The 19636-nt window shown below is 33.0% G+C and carries 14 protein-coding genes; 7 read left to right on the forward strand and 7 right to left on the reverse strand.

Annotated features, from left to right (window positions below; translation table 11 throughout):
• Positions 1–494 precede the first annotated feature (494 nt).
• The 5 genes from ACZ2G2_RS04520 (at position 495) to ACZ2G2_RS04540 (ending at position 4987) form a co-directional block, all read left to right on the forward strand.
• On the forward strand, positions 495–692 hold the full coding sequence (locus ACZ2G2_RS04520) for a hypothetical protein (RefSeq protein ID WP_470394206.1): 198 nt from the start codon (positions 495–497) through the stop codon (positions 690–692).
• A 206-nt stretch (positions 693–898) separates the two neighbouring features.
• On the forward strand, positions 899–1534 hold the full coding sequence (locus ACZ2G2_RS04525) for a hypothetical protein (protein WP_470394208.1): 636 nt from the start codon (positions 899–901) through the stop codon (positions 1532–1534).
• A gap of 2 nt (positions 1535–1536) precedes the next feature.
• Positions 1537–2064, forward strand: coding sequence for a peroxiredoxin family protein (locus ACZ2G2_RS04530; RefSeq protein WP_470394209.1), 528 nt, complete (start codon positions 1537–1539; stop codon positions 2062–2064).
• Positions 2057–4243 (forward strand): peptidase domain-containing ABC transporter, encoded by a 2187-nt coding sequence (locus tag ACZ2G2_RS04535; RefSeq protein ID WP_470394211.1) that lies wholly within the window; start codon positions 2057–2059, stop codon positions 4241–4243. The genes ACZ2G2_RS04530 and ACZ2G2_RS04535 overlap by 8 nt, the downstream gene beginning before the upstream one ends.
• Before the next feature lie 288 nt (positions 4244–4531).
• Positions 4532–4987 carry a hypothetical protein gene (locus tag ACZ2G2_RS04540; protein ID WP_470394212.1) on the forward strand — a complete coding sequence of 152 codons (456 nt, stop codon included), beginning with the start codon at positions 4532–4534 and terminating at the stop codon, positions 4985–4987.
• Between the two features lie 106 nt (positions 4988–5093).
• Here ACZ2G2_RS04540 and gldD read toward each other — a convergent pair whose 3' ends face one another.
• From gldD to mutY, 4 genes are all read right to left on the reverse strand, one after another.
• Positions 5094–5672, reverse strand: coding sequence for a gliding motility lipoprotein GldD (gldD, locus tag ACZ2G2_RS04545; protein WP_470394214.1), 579 nt, complete (start codon positions 5670–5672; stop codon positions 5094–5096).
• A gap of 45 nt (positions 5673–5717) precedes the next feature.
• Positions 5718–7022, reverse strand: coding sequence for a gliding motility-associated protein GldE (locus ACZ2G2_RS04550; protein ID WP_090841622.1), 1305 nt, complete (start codon positions 7020–7022; stop codon positions 5718–5720).
• Positions 7023–7031: 9 nt separating this feature from the next.
• On the reverse strand, positions 7032–7481 hold the full coding sequence (locus tag ACZ2G2_RS04555; protein ID WP_470394215.1) for a single-stranded DNA-binding protein: 450 nt from the start codon (positions 7479–7481) through the stop codon (positions 7032–7034).
• Positions 7482–7572: 91 nt separating this feature from the next.
• A complete protein-coding gene (gene mutY / locus ACZ2G2_RS04560) occupies positions 7573–8613 on the reverse strand; it encodes an A/G-specific adenine glycosylase (protein ID WP_470394216.1) in 1041 nt (346 codons plus the stop codon).
• Positions 8614–8750: 137 nt separating this feature from the next.
• Between mutY and ACZ2G2_RS04565 the strand changes: the two genes are divergently transcribed.
• Together ACZ2G2_RS04565 and ACZ2G2_RS04570 are read left to right on the forward strand one after the other, a co-directional pair.
• Positions 8751–9041, forward strand: a complete 291-nt coding sequence (locus ACZ2G2_RS04565) for an HU family DNA-binding protein (RefSeq protein ID WP_055442767.1) — start codon at positions 8751–8753, stop codon at positions 9039–9041.
• Between the two features lie 348 nt (positions 9042–9389).
• Complete coding sequence (locus tag ACZ2G2_RS04570) at positions 9390–10934, forward strand: Rne/Rng family ribonuclease (protein WP_090841628.1); 1545 nt, start codon at positions 9390–9392, stop codon at positions 10932–10934.
• Positions 10935–11340: 406 nt separating this feature from the next.
• Here the strand turns inward: ACZ2G2_RS04570 and ACZ2G2_RS04575 are convergent, their stop codons facing one another.
• From ACZ2G2_RS04575 to ACZ2G2_RS04585, 3 genes are read right to left on the reverse strand one after another with little or no spacing between them, the layout of a single operon-like run.
• Positions 11341–13251 carry an OmpA family protein gene (locus tag ACZ2G2_RS04575; protein ID WP_282069249.1) on the reverse strand — a complete coding sequence of 637 codons (1911 nt, stop codon included), beginning with the start codon at positions 13249–13251 and terminating at the stop codon, positions 11341–11343.
• A 20-nt stretch (positions 13252–13271) separates the two neighbouring features.
• On the reverse strand, positions 13272–14177 hold the full coding sequence (locus tag ACZ2G2_RS04580; RefSeq protein WP_090841632.1) for a PorP/SprF family type IX secretion system membrane protein: 906 nt from the start codon (positions 14175–14177) through the stop codon (positions 13272–13274).
• Positions 14178–14205: 28 nt separating this feature from the next.
• Positions 14206–19617, reverse strand: coding sequence for a T9SS type B sorting domain-containing protein (locus ACZ2G2_RS04585; protein WP_470394219.1), 5412 nt, complete (start codon positions 19615–19617; stop codon positions 14206–14208).
• Positions 19618–19636: the final 19 nt, after the last annotated feature.

Here is a 19636-nt window from a genome sequence, read left to right on the forward strand (position 1 = left end):
TTTTTTTGTCGTTTTATTTTGATAAAAGCCAGCAAGAGACTTATTAGTTTAGTTTGATCCCCTACCAAATATTTAGATTAATCCTAGATCTTAATATTTTTTGATATCATATAATAGTCAACATCTTAAATTAAAGCCTAATAATTATATAGTATTCAAACTAACAATAAAACGATATAATACGCTTCTAAACAACCACTCAGACTATAAAAAACACCATAAGCACATGTATATTAATCAATATTACAATCTTACCTTAAAACATTAATTAAAAAAAACAATAAAATGGGTAACATATCTATGCCATCTTGAACAAACATTTATATTATCTATATTTCACCAAATAAACTTCAATATTATTAACATTAATTTGCTCCAAACTAATTAAAAACTAAAAATAATATTACGCAAAACGTTTAAGAAGTTGAAAACGCCATTCACAAATTCTTAAACTTAATTATAAATTGAATGGCATAACTTAAAATTATTTTTTTATGAAAACATTAGAATTAAATCAAATGGAAACAGTGCAAGGTGGTGATTTACACTGCGCTGCCTCGAAAGCCTCAGTCGTTTTAACCTTTGGGGTTTTTGCATTTATAACAATCGCATCAGGAGGTCTAGGTCTTGCACTATTAGCTGGTGCAAATTTCATTGGATCGATGTACGTAGAAGGAGAAGCTTGTCATTAAGAACTTATAATTAAATAAAAGGTATAATCATATAGGATTATACCTTTTATAAAAACTTTATGAATGAAAAATATATTATTAATAATAAGTATTGCCCTTAGTCTTTTTACTGTGAGCCTATTCTTTGTGACCAAAAACAATGTAGCATTATTAATTCTTTTGACAAACCTGATAACTGTTTTTATTTTGTACAAAACTAAAAAAAAATGACTAAACTAAATAATTACCTCTTGCTTAGTTTATTAACAATTCTAACAATATTATTTAGTTACTTATCTAAGGAAATATTAGTTATTGATAAATTGGTTTTAAATTCTCTTAGGGAAGTTTTAACTAATCAGCAAATTCAGAATGTTTTGGAATTAAACGCTGGTTTTAAGTGGTTAAATTTTATTCTAATACCTATAATTTTACTTATCAAGACTTCTATTATAGCCGCTATTCTAGACGTGGGCTATTTCTTTTTTGGCAGAGAAACCAAGTACAAAAAACTCTTTAACATTGTTTTAAAAGCAGAATTTATTTTTTTATTAGTTATCCTATTAAAAACTGCGTGGTTTTATTTCTTTCAAACCGACTATAATTTAGAAGATTTACAATACTTCTATCCATTGTCAGCTTTAAATATTATAGGTTATGAAGGTTTGCAACCTTGGTTTATTTATCCGTTTCAAACGCTTAATTTATTTGAATTAGCCTATTGGTTTATTTTAGCATATTTAATTGGCAAAGAACTTAATGAGAATACCCATAAAGGCATGGCCATTGTAGCTAGCAGTTATGGAGTAGCGTTATTAATTTGGGTTGTCGGCGTTATGTTCTTAAACTTAAACATGAGTTAATTATGAGAAAAAAGAAAATACTTCTTTTAGTAATCATTACTATAACCTGCTTAATAGGCTGTCTAAGCTACAATATTATTATTAAGACAAAGCAAAAAAATGAAATCGCTAAACAAATACAAATGATACCACAGTTTGAATTGCAGTCATTATACAGTATTCCTTTTACAAATGCAAACCTAAAACCAAACCTAAATACAGTTTTTATTTACTTCAACAGCGAGTGTGATTTTTGTCAACACGAAGCCAAAAGCATAAGCGATAACTTAAATAAATTTAAAACTACTCAATTTGTTTTTGTCTCAACAGAAAATGTCATTACAATAAAACAGTTTTCAGAAAAATACAAGTTAACTAACAAAACTAATATTACCTTTTTATATGATAACTCTAGCCATTTTGCTACTCAATTTAATGCTCAATCTATTCCATACATTTTAATTTACAATAAAAATAACCAACTTATCAAAAAACAAAACGGTCAACTAAATGCTAATGGCATTTTAAGAGCATTAAAACAAAATGACTAAAACAGTAAAATTATCTCAAAAAGACCTAGAAAAAACTTTCGTACTACAGCAAGACCAGTCAGATTGTGGAGTTGCCTGTTTATTATCAATCATTCAATATTATGAAGGTAGTAATTCTTTAGAGAAATTACGTGAAATAAGTGGCACAACTAAACAAGGTACAACCCTATTAGGTTTATACCAAGCATCAAATCAATTAGGTTTTACAGCACAAGGTAACGAAGCAGACATACAAGCTATAATAGACCATAAAGAACCACTAATACTACACGTTGTAATCGAAGAACGTTTGCAACACTATGTTATTTGTTATGGTTACAAAAACAATAAATTTATAATTGGAGACCCCGCTAAAGGGATTATTTATTTAACAAAAGAAGAATTAGAAGTTATTTGGAAATCTAAATCTTGTTTAACATTACAACCTAACGGCAGTTTTGTAAAGTCGAAATCGCAAGATAAAAACAAAAAAGAATGGTTTTTAAAAATAGTTAAAAAGGATTTAAAACTAATCAATTTTAGTATTCTATTAGGTTTAGGTATTGCTATTTTAGGTATGGCAATGTCTATATTTTCTCAAAAACTTATAGATGATATTTTACCTTCAAAAGATTTTAACAAACTAATTACAGGTATTATTTTAGTTGCCTTTTTATTGTTAATAAGGGTATTATTTACAGCTTTAAGAGACTTTTTACTAATCACACAATCTAAAGACTTTAATAACAGAATTATAGACCGTTTTTACACTTCTTTATTACATTTACCAAAGCCATTTTTTGATACTCGAAAAATAGGAGAATTAGTTGCAAGATTAAATGACACGCAACGTGTGCAAAGGGTAATAAGTCAAATTATAGGAAACCTGGCAATAAATGCTTTAGTAACCATTACATCTTTAGGGTTTTTATTTTATTATTCGTGGCAAATTGGATTAATAGCTTCTATTAGTTTACCTTTTTACTTTTTATTAATTTATAGTTTCAACAAAAAAATCATAACTGCACAAAAAGAAATGATGCAAGGTTATGCACTTAATGAAAGTAATTACATAACATCTATGCAAGGCATTGAAACAATTAAAAATAATAACAAACAATCTTTATTTCAAAAAAACAATCAACTTATTTATGGTAATTACCAAAATAAAGTATTTAATCTTGGCAAAATAAATGTTCGCCTTTCTGTGTTTTCTGGTATTTTTAGCATCTTATTTTTAATCGGAATTTTAATATATACGGCTTTGCAAGTATATCATAAAAACATGCAATTAGGAGAATTAATGGCTATTTTAGGTATTGCAGGTTCTTTATTACCATCGGTTGCAAGTTTGGCATTAATTACAATTCCAATTAACGAAGCAAAAGTTGCTTTTAATAGAATGTACGAGTTTGCATCAATAGATGCTGAAAATAAAGGAAATATTCCATTAACAATATTTAATTCATTAGAAATTAAAAATCTTTCGTTCCGTTTTGCTGGAAGAAAACAACTTTTCGAAAACATTAATATAACTGCAAATAAAAATGAGTGTATAGCAATAGTAGGAGAAAGCGGTAGCGGAAAAAGCACGCTTGGTCAAGTATTACAAAAATTCTATCCTTTTGAAAATGGAAAAATATTAATTAACAATCAGTTTAAATTAACTCAAGTTAGTACTGAAGACTGGAGAGATATAATAGGTGTCATTCCACAAGACATAACTATATTTAGTGGTAATGTAATAACCAACATCTTATTAGGAAAAGAAGATACACCAGAGAATATTGAGAGTTTTTGTCAACAATATGGCTTTACAGAATTTGTAACTAGCTTACCACAAGGATTTGCAACAATCTTAGGAGAAGAAGGTATTAATTTATCCGGTGGACAAAAACAAATTATTGCTTTAATGCGTGTTTTATATAAAAAACCTCAATTATTACTATTAGATGAGTTTACTTCTGCAATGGACAGAAAAACAGAAAAGTTTGTTTTAAACTTATTAAATAAGTTGAAATCGGAATTAACAATAATTTTTATTTCTCATAGACTACATTCCTTACCAAAAATAGCAGACCGTATTTATGTTTTGGAGAACGGAATTATAGCTGACTTTGGAAGTCATGAAAAACTGATGGAGTCAAAGAATTTTTACAGTGAATTTTGGACTGACTTAGAATTTGGCTTAAAAATTTAATAACCACCTGTAATTAACAGAGATTATCTTTTAATACTACTCTTTAATTAAGCCAGTGAATTGTCAAAAACCAACTGCATTTTAAACCATATAAAGAGTGAATTTTCCTGAAATAGGTTGACTAAAAATTAAGCAATTAATTACAGTCACTTATGAAAACAAAAACTGAATAGAAAAATCAGAAACATACTAATACATTTTACACAGCTTAATTTTCTTTAAAAACCTATAGAACACAAACTGTAAAGACCTTAAAACAGGTCGCTTAAAATATTACAAATTAGAATTATGAAAATCAAACAGACTATTACTTTAATTATTATTTTAATAAGCGCAACCATTTCCTTTGCCCAATCTACAGACTTAGATAAAGACATTACAGAAATTAATATATTAATGAAAGAAAACGGAATAAATAATAAATACTACACCCAATTAAGTGTTAGTGATGATAAATTGATTTTTGAAAATGTTGGTAGTCAGTACAAACTAAAAAACACTCAGAAAAGAGAGATCACAATTGAAAAAATAGTATTAAAAAAAATAAAACTAACATCTATCAACCGTCATAATAGAACATTGACATCAACTATTGAAATTAAGACAAAAGGAAAACACATCTACAATGACGCTTTGAAAGGTAATTACTCCAATTGTTTTGTCTTTTTAAAGGTGAAAAAAGAGGAAGTTGCTGAAACGGTTCAAAATAAAATTATTGAATTGATAACAAAGCTGCAAGCTTAATATTTTTTTTTTACAAATGCGCCTAATTAAAAAAATCGCTGGTAAAGCGATTTTTTTTTAGTCCAATATCTTGTTTCTGCTATTTAAGCTATGGTTAATACTACATTTACTTCCATTCCACACTTTCCATAATACGCTTAATATCTTTTTGCAAGTAGTGTGCGGCAGGTAAAATAGAATCGTAATTTGGTTTAGCATAAAAGTAAAGCGATCCTGTTAAAAAGTGATTAATGCTATCTGTTATATAAAACTGCGATTGTGATGCTGCGTTACCACCAACCTCATAAAACATACCATACACTTTATTAACTGGGTTCTCCCAAACGACTTCCTCAATAGCGTCCGCTTTTTTAGTATGTTCTTGTGTAAAGTTTTGTGCGTTTTTAAGATATTTAGTTAAGCGCTCTTGACCATCAATAGCCTTATAGGTTAAGTAAATCGTCCCTTTAAGCTTCTTGTACTCTATATTTAACCCAAAGCTTTCCACAACATCTTTTAATGGCTTAAAACGTATGGTATCACTTTGCGCATTTCTATCAAAAGTAAATGGCAAATCTTGATCATAGGTTTTGTATTGTGCCTGCGGATACTCTAACCTTAGATATCCATTTGGTTTTGGAATTGGGTCACTTCCACAGCTTACTAATACAATAAATGAGATAAGAATGACTATTGTTTTTTTCATAAAAAGAGCACTTAAACGCAATATTAGCGCCTATTTAGTTATTGTTTAAGGTAATGTAACCTTGACACGTTTTATTCGTTTTTTATCTAATGCTTCTATAGTAAAAACGTATTTTTCAAAATTTATTTTACTATTACGTTTCGGAAATCCTCCAGAATTTTCTAAAATAAAACCAGCTAATGTTTCTGCTTCCCCTTTATGGTTTTCAAAAACAGTATCGTCTTCTATTTTAATAATCTTATAAAAATCTTTCAAGGCAGTTTTACCTTCAAAAGCATAATTTTTATCATCTAGTTTTGAGTAAATCAAATCTTCGTCATCAAACTCGTCACTAATATCACCTACTATTTCTTCTATTATATCTTCTAAAGATACCAAGCCAGAAGTCCCACCATACTCATCTACTACCATCGCTAAATGGACTTTCTTTTCTTGAAACTCTGCCATTAAATCATCCAATTTTTTGTTTTCTGGCACAAAAAACGGTTCTCTTAATAATGTAGTCCAATCAAACCCTTTTTTATCTATATATGGCAATAAATCTTTTACATATAACACACCAATAATAGTGTCCATATTGTCTTTATAAACCGGAATTCTAGAATACCCATTATCAATAATTTCCGGTATAATCTCGCTATAGGGTTGCTCAACATTTAGAGCAAATACATCTATACGTGGTTGCATAACTTGTTTGGTATCTGTATTACCAAAACTAACAATTCCTTGTAGTATTTTTTGTTCTTCTTTAGTGGTATCATGCTCACTGGTTAACTCTAATGCTTGAGATAATTGATCAACACTTAAATTTGATTTTTGCTTTCCTAGTTTGTTATGTATCCCTAAAGTTATGCTACGCATAGGCAAACTTAAAGGTGAAAATAACACATCTAAAACACGCAGTGGATATGCCATAAACGTCGCAAATTTTAAGTTATTACGACTAGCATATATTTTTGGTAAAATTTCTCCAAATAATAATATTAAAAAGGTAATAACAACAACTTCTAATACAAACTTTGCTAAGGGAGAGGCAATACTTGCAAAAATATAATTACCTAAAAAGGCAAACAATATTACAATACCAATATTTATAAAATTATTAGCCACCAATATTGTTGCCAATAATTTTTTTGGACGCACTAATAGTTTAGAGATAATCTGAATTTGTTTTTTACCTTTTAAATTTTCGTCTTCTAAATCTGATTTGGATAGTGAAAACAAGGCCACTTCTGCTCCTGATATCATTGCAGAGCATATTAACAGTACTATTAATAGCACAAAACCAAGTACAACATTAATATTGTTGGTAACTAATAACGCTAAAAAACTCGAGGGTTCGGGATCCATAATTAATTATTAAAACGGAAGATCGTCATCACTAGAAACGGGTTTTGGTGCTGCTGGTTTTTCAGCCATTGGATTAGCTTGTTGCTTTGCTGGAGCAGCTCCTGGAGCCGCTTCTGGATCACGTTTTGTGTTTAAAAATGTAAAGTCGGACACCTGTATTTCCGTACTATAACGCTCATTACCAGCGTCGTCTTGCCATTTTTTGTTTTTTATACGTCCTTCCACATATACTTTATCCCCTTTGGTTAAGTATTTTTCGCAAATTTCTGCTGCTTTATTACGCACCACTATATTATGCCAATCTGTATTAGTAACACGCTCATTAGTTTGCTTACTAACATAAGTCTCGTTAGTTGCCAAAGGAAAACGTCCAACACAACCACCGCCTTCAAAGTAGTGCATCTTTACTTCATCTCCTAAATGCCCTATAAGCATTACTTTATTTAATGTTCCTGACATAAGTTATGGTTTTTACCGCTACAAAATTACAGCTTTAAGCTTCAATGTAAATAAATTTAATAAAAAATATTGAGGTGTTATGGTTTATAGTTTAAAAATTGAATTTTTCAATAAAATTTCCAATCAAAATAGGCACAGGATAATCCTTAATTTGTTTTATAGACACGCCTTTTGATAACTCTTGATCTAAAGTAACTATCCAAAATTTAGTATTTAAATGTTGATGTGATAATTTATGGACAATAACCTTATCATTATATAAAGACACATCAAACGTTGCGTCTTTTAAAATGTCTAAATTTTCAATCTCGTTTACTATAAACTCATGCGTGGCTTCCTTTTCAGTTTCGATTAACGGAAACTGATATAAGTTTTGCCAAATACCACTACCTTGACGTTGTTCAATAATAGTTTTGTTGTCTTTGGATAGAATGACTATAAAATTAAAATGTTTTTTAGTAACCTTGTTGGCCTTCAGCTTGACTGGCAGCTCAGTTATTGTTCCTTTTTGTAATGCAACACACACCGTATTAAAAGGACATATATTACAATCAGGATTTTTGGGCTTACATAAACGTGCACCAAACTCCATTATAGCTTGATTAAAAGTCGCCGGTTGTTTAACATCTATTAATTGTTGTGCTAAAGCTTTAAACTCTTTAAACCCTTTTCCTGTATTTATGGCAGTTTCAATACCATATATTCTAGATAGTGCGCGATATACATTACCATCTACAACCGCGGTGATTTGGTTAAAACAAATGGATGCTATGGCACTTGCCGTATAATCTCCAACACCCTTTAATTTTAAAATATCATCAAAAGTGTCTGGAAATTGCCCATTTAATTCATTTACTATATATTTGGCTGAAGCATGTAAGTTTCTGGCTCTAGAGTAATAACCAAGTCCTTGCCACAACTTTAACACATCTTGCTCGTCTGCGTTTGCTAGGTCAAAAACAGTTGGGTAATTGGTTGTAAAAGCGGTATAATAAGGTAAACCTTGTACGACTTGTGTTTGTTGTAATATAATTTCGGAAAGCCAAATAAAATAAGGGTTAGTGGTGTTACGCCAAGGCAAATCACGCTTATTATCTGTGTACCAATTAATTAGTTGTTTTGATAGATTCATTTATTAGAAAAAAGTAAGAAAAGCAAAAGTAAAGTTTATCACATTAAATTTTAATGAATTAGGTTTGAAATATTGAATAATAAATGACTATATTTGCCAACCCTTAGAAAAATTAATAACGCAAATAAGAAAAGAAAATGACTAAAGCTGATTTAGTAGCAAAGATTTCTGAAAAACTAGGAATTGAAAAAGGAGATGTACAGGCAACTGTAGAGACTTTCATGGAAGAGGTTAAAACATCTTTAGAAGGAGGCGACAATGTATACCTTAGAGGTTTTGGTAGCTTCATTATTAAAACAAGAGCAGAAAAAACAGGAAGAAATATTTCGAAGAATACGACTATCAAGATTCCTGCTCACAATATCCCAGCGTTTAAACCTGCAAAAGTATTTGTAGAGGGTGTAAAAACTAACGTTGACGTAAAGTAAAAACAATATAATCGAATTATTAATTTAAAAAAATTAACCCTATGCCAAGTGGTAAAAAACGTAAAAGACACAAGGTTGCAACGCATAAGCGTAAAAAACGTAGACGCGCTAACCGTCACAAGAAGAAAAAATAATTCAAAAAAGTAGTTTTTATAAACTACTTTTTTGGTTTATTAGAAACAAAGTTCTTTGAAATAGAGTTTATCTATAACACGTAAAACCTTGCGTGATTATTAAACTCTACCGGATTTAAAAAATCCTGTGAAAAAAAAATACCTTAACTTATTACAAGTTAAGGTATATGTATAATCCATCTGTACTTTATTGTATGGATAAAAATTAACCTAAATGGATAAAGAATTAATTATTAGATCTAGTCCAGAAGCTGTTGATTTTGCCTTATTAAAAGATGGAAAGTTAATTGAATTACATAAAGAGGAAGATGGGAACAACTTTGCGGTTGGTGATGTGTTTATTGCCAAAGTAAGAAAAGCTGTTCCAGGTCTAAATGCTGCATTTGTTAATGTAGGTTATGAGAAAGATGCATTTTTGCATTATCATGATTTAGGTCCAAAAATGTCCTCCCTTTTAAAATTCACAAAAAGTGTAAGCACAGGTAAACTAAAAGATTTTTCTTTAAAAAATTACCCATTTGAAAAAGATATTGATAAAGACGGAAAGATAACTGACGTCTTAAAATCAAATCAGTCTATTTTAGTACAAATAGTAAAAGAACCAATATCTACTAAAGGCCCAAGGATTAGCTCTGAGCTGTCTATAGCTGGTAGATATATTGTTTTAGTACCATTTTCTGATCGTATTTCCATCTCTCAAAAGATAGAAAGCAAAGAAGAAAAAGAGCGCTTAAAACGTTTGGTTAGGAGTATAACTCCGCCAGGTTTTGGAGTTATTGTGCGTACTGTAGCAGAAGGCAAAAAAGTAGCCGAACTAGATAAAGATTTACAAAACTTGCTTAGTCGTTGGACGGCAATGTGTAAAAAATTACATAAAGCAAATCATCCTGCCAAAGTGCTGGGCGAATTAAATAAAGCCTCTTCAATGTTAAGAGATATATTTAATGACACCTTCACTGGAATTCATGTAGACGATGATGCTTTATATGTACAAGTAAAAGAATATGTGCAGCAAATTGCACCAAAAAAAGAATCAATAGTTAAATTACATCAGTCTACCGTTCCTATTTTCGAAAAATTTGGAATAGAAAGACAAATCAAGACCGCTTTTGGTAAAACAGTCTCTATGTCTAAAGGTGCATACCTTGTTATAGAACATACAGAAGCACTTCACGTCGTAGATGTAAATAGTGGTAATAGATCTAACAAAGCAAACTCTCAAGAAGACACCGCATTGGAAGTAAACTTAATCTCAGCAACAGAAGTTGCAAGACAATTAAGATTACGTGATATGGGTGGGATTATTGTAGTAGATTTTATAGATTTAAACACTGCAGAACACAGGAAAAAACTTTTTAATCATCTTCGTGATGAGATGAAAGATGATCGTGCCAAACACAAAATATTACCTCCTAGTAAGTTTGGATTGATTCAGATAACACGTCAAAGAGTAAGACCAGAAATGAACATTAAAACCAGAGAGGATAATCCTAACGGTTTTAAAGGAGAAGAAGTCGAAGCGCCAATTAACATTGTGCCTAAAATAACTCATGACTTAGAACAATTATTAAAAAAAGACTACAAAAAGGTGACCTTAAACACACATCCTTTTATAGCAGCCTTTTTAACAAAAGGTTTTCCATCGATTCGTTCAAAATGGTTTTTTGAACACAAAAAATGGGTAAAGATACAACCAAGAGATGCTTACACATACCTTGAATATCATTTTAATGATCAAAATGGTAAACAAATTAAATAACAAAAAAACCTTACTATTTATTTAGTAAGGTTTTTTTTATGCCCAAAAACTAACACTTTTTATGGCGTTACCTTTGTCCTGATTTTTAATATCAGGACAAAGGTCAGGCTATCCGTTATATCTTTTTATAACACTAGTAACACCATTACACTACAAGTTAAAAGCCAATTACACTACATCCAATAAACCCATAGTTTACACCACTAAAAAGGATGCCACTACTATCCTTAACGCAAACCAAAACATGCTACAAAAGCTTAAAAAGCCTGCAATTAGTCAAAAAAGTAGTGGTTTTGAATAAATAACACCCAAAAACAAAATATAATATATCAAAAAAGCCCCACTTTATAGTGGGGCTTTTTATCGGTTTTTTTGGTTTATTCTGGTTGTATAACTTGTAATATATTTATTGTTGTGGTCCTCCACTAATAATAAAAAATTGACTTCTTCTATTAAGATCATGATCTTGATCCGTACAAGGATTACAATCAATAGCCGGCTCTGTCTCTCCTCTACCTGAAGCAGAAATTCTACTAGCAGCAATTCCTTTAGAAATCACGTACTGTGTCGTTGTTTGTGCACGTCTTTCTGATAAGCGTTGGTTGTATTGATTAGACCCTCTAAAATCTGTATGTGATGTTGCTTGTATTACCATATTTGGATACTTATTCATCACTTGTACTAAATTATCTAATTCAAACGCAGCACGAGCTGTTATGTTTGACTTATCATAGTCAAAGTAAATTGGGTTAAGTATAACACGTTCTGGCGTTACAATAGCCTCTATAGGCTTCAAACTAACTGTTACAGCAACTTCTTCTTCGTTACTTGCAGCTATTGTTACTTTGTTACTTTCATAACCATCCATAGTCACTTGTAATTCAGTTCCAGTTTCGCACTCTACAATATATTCCACTACACCTTTTGCATTTGCAGGCTTAGAAGCTAACACGTTTCCTTGAGCGTCTACTAATGTTGTTAATGCTCCTGCTAATGGCGTTCCTGTTTTTTCGTCTAAAACAGTTCCAACAATTAACACATCACATAACGGTTGTAACTTTTTGATACCATAGATATCATCACTTCCTTTTCCTCCTTCACGGTTTGAAGATACAAATCCCTCTCCCGTTTCTTCATTCATTCTAAAAGCAAAATCATCTCCATTACTGTTAATAGGGATTCCAACATTACGTATTGGCGCCATTTTACCATCAATTTCCTTAGTATAAAATACATCCATTCCTCCAAGACCTAAATGTCCTGTTGAAGAAAAGTAAAGCGTATTGTTATCACTAATGTATGGAAACATCTCTTGCCCTTCCGTATTTACTTTCTGACCCATATTTACAGGTGTACCAACTTTTCCATTACCATCTAAAGATGCTTTGTAAATATCAAAATTTCCAAAACCTCCTGGCATATCACTAGCAAAGTAAATTGTACTTCCGTCAGCGCTAATAGTAGGGTTTTTAATAGAATAATTCTGACTGTTAATTGGTAAAGCTTCTACTTGAGAGAATCCATTTGCTCCTTTGCTTGCTTTAAATAAGTGTAAAACACTATACTTTGTATTAGATAAACTATCTTTTTCGTAAATGTTTTCAAAGAAACTTTCTCTTGAAAAATACATTGTTTTACCATCTGGAGTAAAACTTGTAATACCTTCATGATACTTAGTATTAATCTTTCCGTCTAAAAGCGTTTCTCCTTGGTAAGACCCATCTTCCGCTGCTGTGTATGAGTAGATATCTAAAAATGGCTCTTCATTCCAACCATAGTTTTTTCTACTTGCATTTCTTGAAGACGTAATGTATAATTTACCATCTTGAAGTGTTCCTCCAAAATCAGACATTTTACTGTTAAGATCTAAGTTTTGCACATTAAACTTTTTTCCTTTATCTAATATTTTAGATAAATACTCAGGGTTAGCTTTGTACATTACTGCACGATCATCTCCCGGTCTCATAGACGCAAACTTGTCCATTTGCTTATTAGACGCATCGTATTTACCGTTAGCTTTTAACATCTCAGAATACTTAAAAAGCATTTCTGGTTGAGATGCTCCAGCCTCTAAAGCTTTAGCATACCATTTTTCAGATTCGATTGTACTAAAAATATTATAGTTAGCTTCTGCTAATCTAGAATATACGTAGGCATCACCCTCCCCTTTTTCTACTAATTTATTGTAGGCCTCAATAGCATCTACAAATTTATATTTAGCAAATAATTTATCGGCTTTTTTGGTCGCATCACTTTGAGCAAACACACTTGTGCTGCTTATTAAAATGGCGAATATAAATAGTTGTATTTTTTTCATTGTTTGGTTAGCTTATTGGATTAGAAATAACGTGGTGAACGAGAAACTTTTCTTGGTAAATTGATATCAAAATTGATAAAAATCTCGTGAGAAGAATTAGTTACCACATCTAATTGAGATTGGATTGTGTCATACGCATAACCAATTCTTAAATTAGGCGCAACTAAAAAGTTGATCATCCCACTAAAAGAATCGTCTAAACGATATCCCGCTCCTACCTCAACAAAATCATACATAAATAAATTTAAATTAACATCAAAACTTACTGGAGCGTCAAACGCCACCTTAGCTAAAGCATGTGGCTTTAGCTTAAAGTCTTCTGATAAATCAAACACATACCCAACTGCACCAAAAAAGTGCTGCGTTTCTGACCCAATCTTAAACCCGTTAGCATCTAAATGTACCGAGTTTAAAATATTTGGCATAGACGCCGAGATATAGAATTTGTTTGGCTTATAAAAATATAATCCTGCTCCAATATTTGGAGTTGTTTCATTAATATTCTGTGCAAAGAAAGGATCATTAGGATCTACTAAATCAATTTGTGTTAATCCAATATCATGAAACGTTGCTCCTGCCTTTAATCCAAACGCTAATTTAGTAGTTGTCCCTACTGGAATAGTGTATGAAAAATCAACATAAGCATTAGTCTCTTTTACTGGTCCTACCTCATCACTTATTAAAGATAGCCCTAAACCTACATTCTTTCCTACTGGAGAGTGTATAGCTAAAGTACCTGTCGTTGGTGCACCTTCTAACCCGACCCACTGACTTCTATAAAGTGCTCCAATAGCAACACCTTCTGTAGAACCTGCATAGGCTGGATTTACCACATTCATGTTATACATGTACTGTGTGTACTGCGGATCTTGTTGGGCTTGTACGCCTATAAACACTAGGAATACGATATATACTAATTTTTTCATCTGTTATCTTATTGGTTTTCTAGTTAGTTTATTTGTTTATGTATACCCAAGCGGCTTTTGTTTTTGTTCCTTGATATTTCATAACATAGTAGTAAGTTCCTACTGGAAGCATATCTCCATTGTCTGCTTGACCACCCCATTCTGATGTATAATTGTTTTTAGAATAAACTAAAGTACCATTACGGTTAAAGATCTCTAAGCTTTGTACATCAAAACTACTTAAATCAAAACGATCATTAATACCATCTCCGTTTGGAGATATTCCCTGAGGAATTATACATGTTTCTAACTCGTCTACAGTAACAAATGCAGAACTGGTACATCCTGAATCATTAAAGGTAACTTCTATTTCATAATCACCAGCTAATAAAACTGTTGGTAATTCAACTCCTGTTTGACCAGTAATTTCACCACCTTCATAATACCACTTGATACTTACTTCACTTACACTATAATTTACTGCATCAGCTGTAATGGTTATAGGCGATGTTGCATTTGGACAAACTTCAAAAGCCATATCCGTACTAAATGTTGTTTCTGGTGCTGGATTATATGAGATACCAAAACTTGTTGTTGCAAAACAATCACTTGCAGTAGCATTCTCTACTCTAACATAAATTGTCTCTGAGTTTGCTGTTAAAGTATAAGTTGCTGGAGTAGCAATAGCATTATCTCCACTTAAAGCGTCAGCTTCAGTTGTATGATATGTTACTAATACACCTGTTTGAGTACCTATTGTTGTAGCTTCATCAGCTGTTAAATCAAATACATTACTTCCTGTTCCGTCATCACACACTTCCATATCCATTGGCTGTGTCGCTTCTGGAGACGTACTTACCACTAAATTAAAAGTCGTATTAGTAGAAGCACAACCAGAATTAGAACCTACAGCATCAACATCCTCCACTCTAACATAAATAGTAGTTCCGTCTATAGCTGTGTAAGGAGATGTTAATGCACTTGTACCAGCTTGCGCATCTGATAAAGCACTGTAATACGTTACAGAGAACCCACTAGGATCCTGTGTTCCTAAGATTGTTGCTGTTTGAGTTTCTAAATCAAACACTCCGTTTCCTGCTCCATCATCACAAACTTCCATATCTAAAGCTTGATCTGCTGTTGCTGCGTCATAGAAATTAATAGTCGCTAATATTGAGAATGTAAAATCATCACAAATACCACCACCTACAACACATTGGTAAGTTCCTGTTTCTGTCGCAACAAAAGTAGGAGCATTTATACCGTCTTGATAAATACCATTCACGTACCAATCATAAGAATCAACTGCATAAGCAGTATCCGCTGTTAATGTTATAGAATCATTTCCACATAAATTAATAGGATCACTTGATCCTTCTGCAGTTGTTACACCTTGTTCTATTAGGATTCCGTCGTAATCTAAAGCTACTTCACAAACAACATCACAATTTGTTCCATCTAATGGACCAGATTCTTGAGTAAACACATAAGTACCTGATTGTTGTGAGAAATTAGTAATTAAAATTATATAAATTGAGTTAGCTGGCACTCCAGTTAATGTTATAGTCTCTGTTGCTGTAGCAGAATAACTACAATCTGCTATAGCTTCTGGTAATAACTCAAAACATCCTGCATCCTGACCTGGGAATGGACCCCAAACAATAAAGTCAATATCTAATCCTGTTCCAGCATCATTAGTTTGTGCTAATTGGAATACATAATCTCCTGCATCATCAAACTGAATCGTGTTCCATTGTGGATCTGGCTGACTTCCTAAACAATCGTAATCGATATAAGAAGGTGCTACTTGATCACCAACTATACTCGGGTAAAAAATTGTTGGATCTGCACAAATTGGTAATGCTTCTGTACAATACGTTGGCACACCTAAAGTTTGGATACATAAATCAAAAGTTATAGTTGTTGCAGTTGTACCTGCAGAGAACACTCTTATATAATATACATTCCCTACAGTTAATGTTGGTGTTATACTTGAATCATCCGGAGTACAATATAACTGCGTTAAATCGTTACAATCAGCACCTTCTTCATAAAGTGCATGATCTACGTTAAATCCTCCAGCAACATTTAAGATTTGAATTATTTGTTGCTCTCCTAATGCTGTAAACTGATACCAAACGTCATCGTCTGTACCTGTAGCACAAGAACCTGCTGGCACTCCAGAATCTGTTGCCTCTACTAAAGTTCCAGAATTAACATCGATACAAGACTCACCATTATTAACTAAAGCTACTGTTGCATTACATGGATTATCATTTGCTGGTGGACATGCTGCTAAAGATATTGCGCTACTAGTAATAACACAATTAGCATCGTCTACATTAGACACTGTAAAAACAACATCTGTATTAAAAGCATATGGTCCAAATTGACTAACACTTGCTGCAGTTATCGTTACCGGTGCGCCACCTTGATTATCTTCTATTTCTAAAGAAGTAGCATCTCCTAATGACGTTACATCTACATCGACTAAAAATTGATCGCCGTTTGCACAATCGTCAACAACGACAAATGTTGCTGCTGGATTAATACAAGTTGCACAAGTTACTGTTACAGAAAGTGATGTATAACCTTGAGAACTACAATCAAAAACTCCATCTGATTGTACTCCAAAAGAAATAGTATCTCCAGACGACTGATAAGTTATTCCTGACACATCTCCACCATTTCCGTAAGGTGTTGCTGTGTTAAGATCCGTTACTCCGTCCGTATCAAATACCACTAACTCATCCCAACCACTCTCTACTTGACCTGCTGTAAATGTAATATTTAAAGGTGTTCCGTCTGTTGAAGAAAATGTAAAGATATTAGTATCACTATTTTCATAACAGTAACTTATAGTTTGTGGTCCGTCTGTTGCACAATCAAGCACAAAATCGAATTGTAAAACTGTTGAAAAATTAAATGGTCCTGCCCAAGTACTTGAGTCTGTACCGCAAACCGCTTGTACATATACTTCGTAATCTGTAGCTGCGTTTAATCCTGTTTCAGATATTGTTGTTGTAGTAGTTGTAGTTCCAGAAGTTGGTACTCCTGTTCCTGCTAATTGCACCACATAGTTCCATTCAGTTTCTGTACCACTAGGTGTCCAAGAAATATCTGCTGTACTCTCTGTAATACTTGTTGCTGTAAGACCACTTGGCGCAACACAAAATGTACCACAAGCTTCTACACGTATTTGGTCGATTGACATATCACTTTCAAAGGTCTCTCCTGTACCTACATAACTAATTTCAATATAAATCACCTGTCCTAAGTAGGCATCTAAATTAACACCAATAGGTACCCAAGCTTCATCTGCTGTTGATTGATAGTCACCTATCCAAGTGTATTCTGAAGTAAATGGTCCTGTTGCAGATGTACTAACACCAATATTTAAGGTTCCCATATTGTCTCCAAAAGCATGCATCCAAAATGATAATTCCGCGCCATCTACTGCTGCAGATAAATCTATTGCTGGAGTAATTGCTGAGGCTACATTAGTTGTATTTCCTGAACCTTCATATTCAAGGTGTGTTCCTGCGTTTCCGTCCCAAGTAATATTTGGACCTGTTCCGCCTGAATTTCCGTTAGCGGTTGTAATATCCCAATTTCCATCAAGGTCTGAAAAAGTAGTTCCTGTCCAGCCTGATGGCACATAATTAGTATCATTACCAAAATCTTCTGTAAATATAAATGTTGAATCTCCTGTTGCACAAGTAACGCCTACCGGTACTGGCGGAGGAGTATTAAATGTTGTAAAGTTTACTGGTCCAATCCAAGTACTAAACCCTTCTGTTCCACAATTTCCTCTAACATATACCTCGTAAGCTGTGCTAGGTGTTAATCCTGTTGCTGGATATGGCGTATTTAAACTAGTAACAACACCATCCGTTGTTGGTACTCCTGTTCCTGCTGCCTGAATCCATATTTGCCATTCTGTTTCTGTACTTCCTGCATCCCAAGTAATATCTGCAGTTGTATCTCCAGTAACCACTGCTGCTATAGCCAATGGATCTGGACAAGAAGGTATTGCTCTTACTTGAAAATTATCTACAAATACATCATTATCTGGTGCATCATCAATTGTTCCTTCTGAAGCTCTAATTCCAAATTGAGCAGTAGCTCCAGAATACGCTGATAAATCTTGTACAACATGTAATCCTGAGTCAGGAATTACTGATGAAGCATCAAAGGTTTGTAATACTGTCCAAGTTGTTCCACTATCCGTAGTTATCATTAACTCAACTGTATCATCAGATCCTAAAGTCCCCGCTACTGTTGAACCTCCAAATGGCATTACACCAAAATCAAACTCTACTTGAAAAGGAACACCTGTTAAATCAAAAAGCGGACTTAACAACCAGTCACTTTTAGTAGCAACCCATAAGTTAATCTTATATGCTCCTGTTGTACCATTGTTTAAATAACCATCTTGTGTCCATGAAGAAGTCCCTATATCACCAGGTCCCGTAGTTGAATCACCACTATCTGCTACCTCCCAACAAACTGCTGGAATCGCTGTAAAATCTTGTAAATAATCAGGTGTAAAAACAGCACAAGCTGTAGTAAAAGTTACTGGACCAGCCCAAACACTGAAGTCTCCACCGCAATCTGCTCTAACATATACTTCATAATCTGTTGCAGGTGATAATGATCCTACCGTATATCCTGTATTAGTCGTTACAGCTGTACCTGACGTTGGCAATCCTGTTCCCGCAGTTTGCACTACGACTTCCCAAGCCGCTTCTGCATCACCTAAAGTCCATGACAAATCAACAGAGTCAGACGTTATTGCGTTTGCCATTAATCCTGAAGGACTAGGGCAATCTGTATTAAAAACTGAAACATCGTCAAAAGCAAAACCTTCACTTCCAATAGATCCATCAGAACCAAATGCAAATCTAAACATTACACTAGCTTCTCCTGCTAAACCTATTAAAGCATGATTAGCATTGACCCAACCGTTAGAGCCTCCTCCATTACGTCCTGTCCAACCTTCTTGTTGACCACCTGGGTTACCACTAATTGAGTCATCATTATACCAGTTATTTGGATCTCCTAATGCTCCTACATTTACCCAAGTTGTACCGCCATCGATAGAACTTTGAAAAACCGCACCATCAAAACTGTTTTCCGCTTCCCACCAAATATTAAAGGATACTGTCGGCGCTGTTAATGTTGATAAATCAAATACAGGACTAGTTACAGATGAATTATCTGAACTGTTATAATCTCCTGTTAAATTTGTTGCCCATGAGTTTGCTCCGGATGCAGCACTGTTAATGACTGTAAATGCAGGCAAACCAAGTGCCCAAGTACCGTCAGTTCCATTGTCTGCTACCCAACCTCCGTCGCCAGCTTCAAAATCTTCCGTGTAAGGATAAGTTGTAATTTGTGAATTAGCTTGCCACCCAATAGAGAATAGTAACAAGGCTAAAATGAACGTAGTTTTTTTCATTTTTTGAGAAGTAGTTAGT

It is taken from the genome of Olleya sp. KKT75 (genome assembly GCF_055635485.1).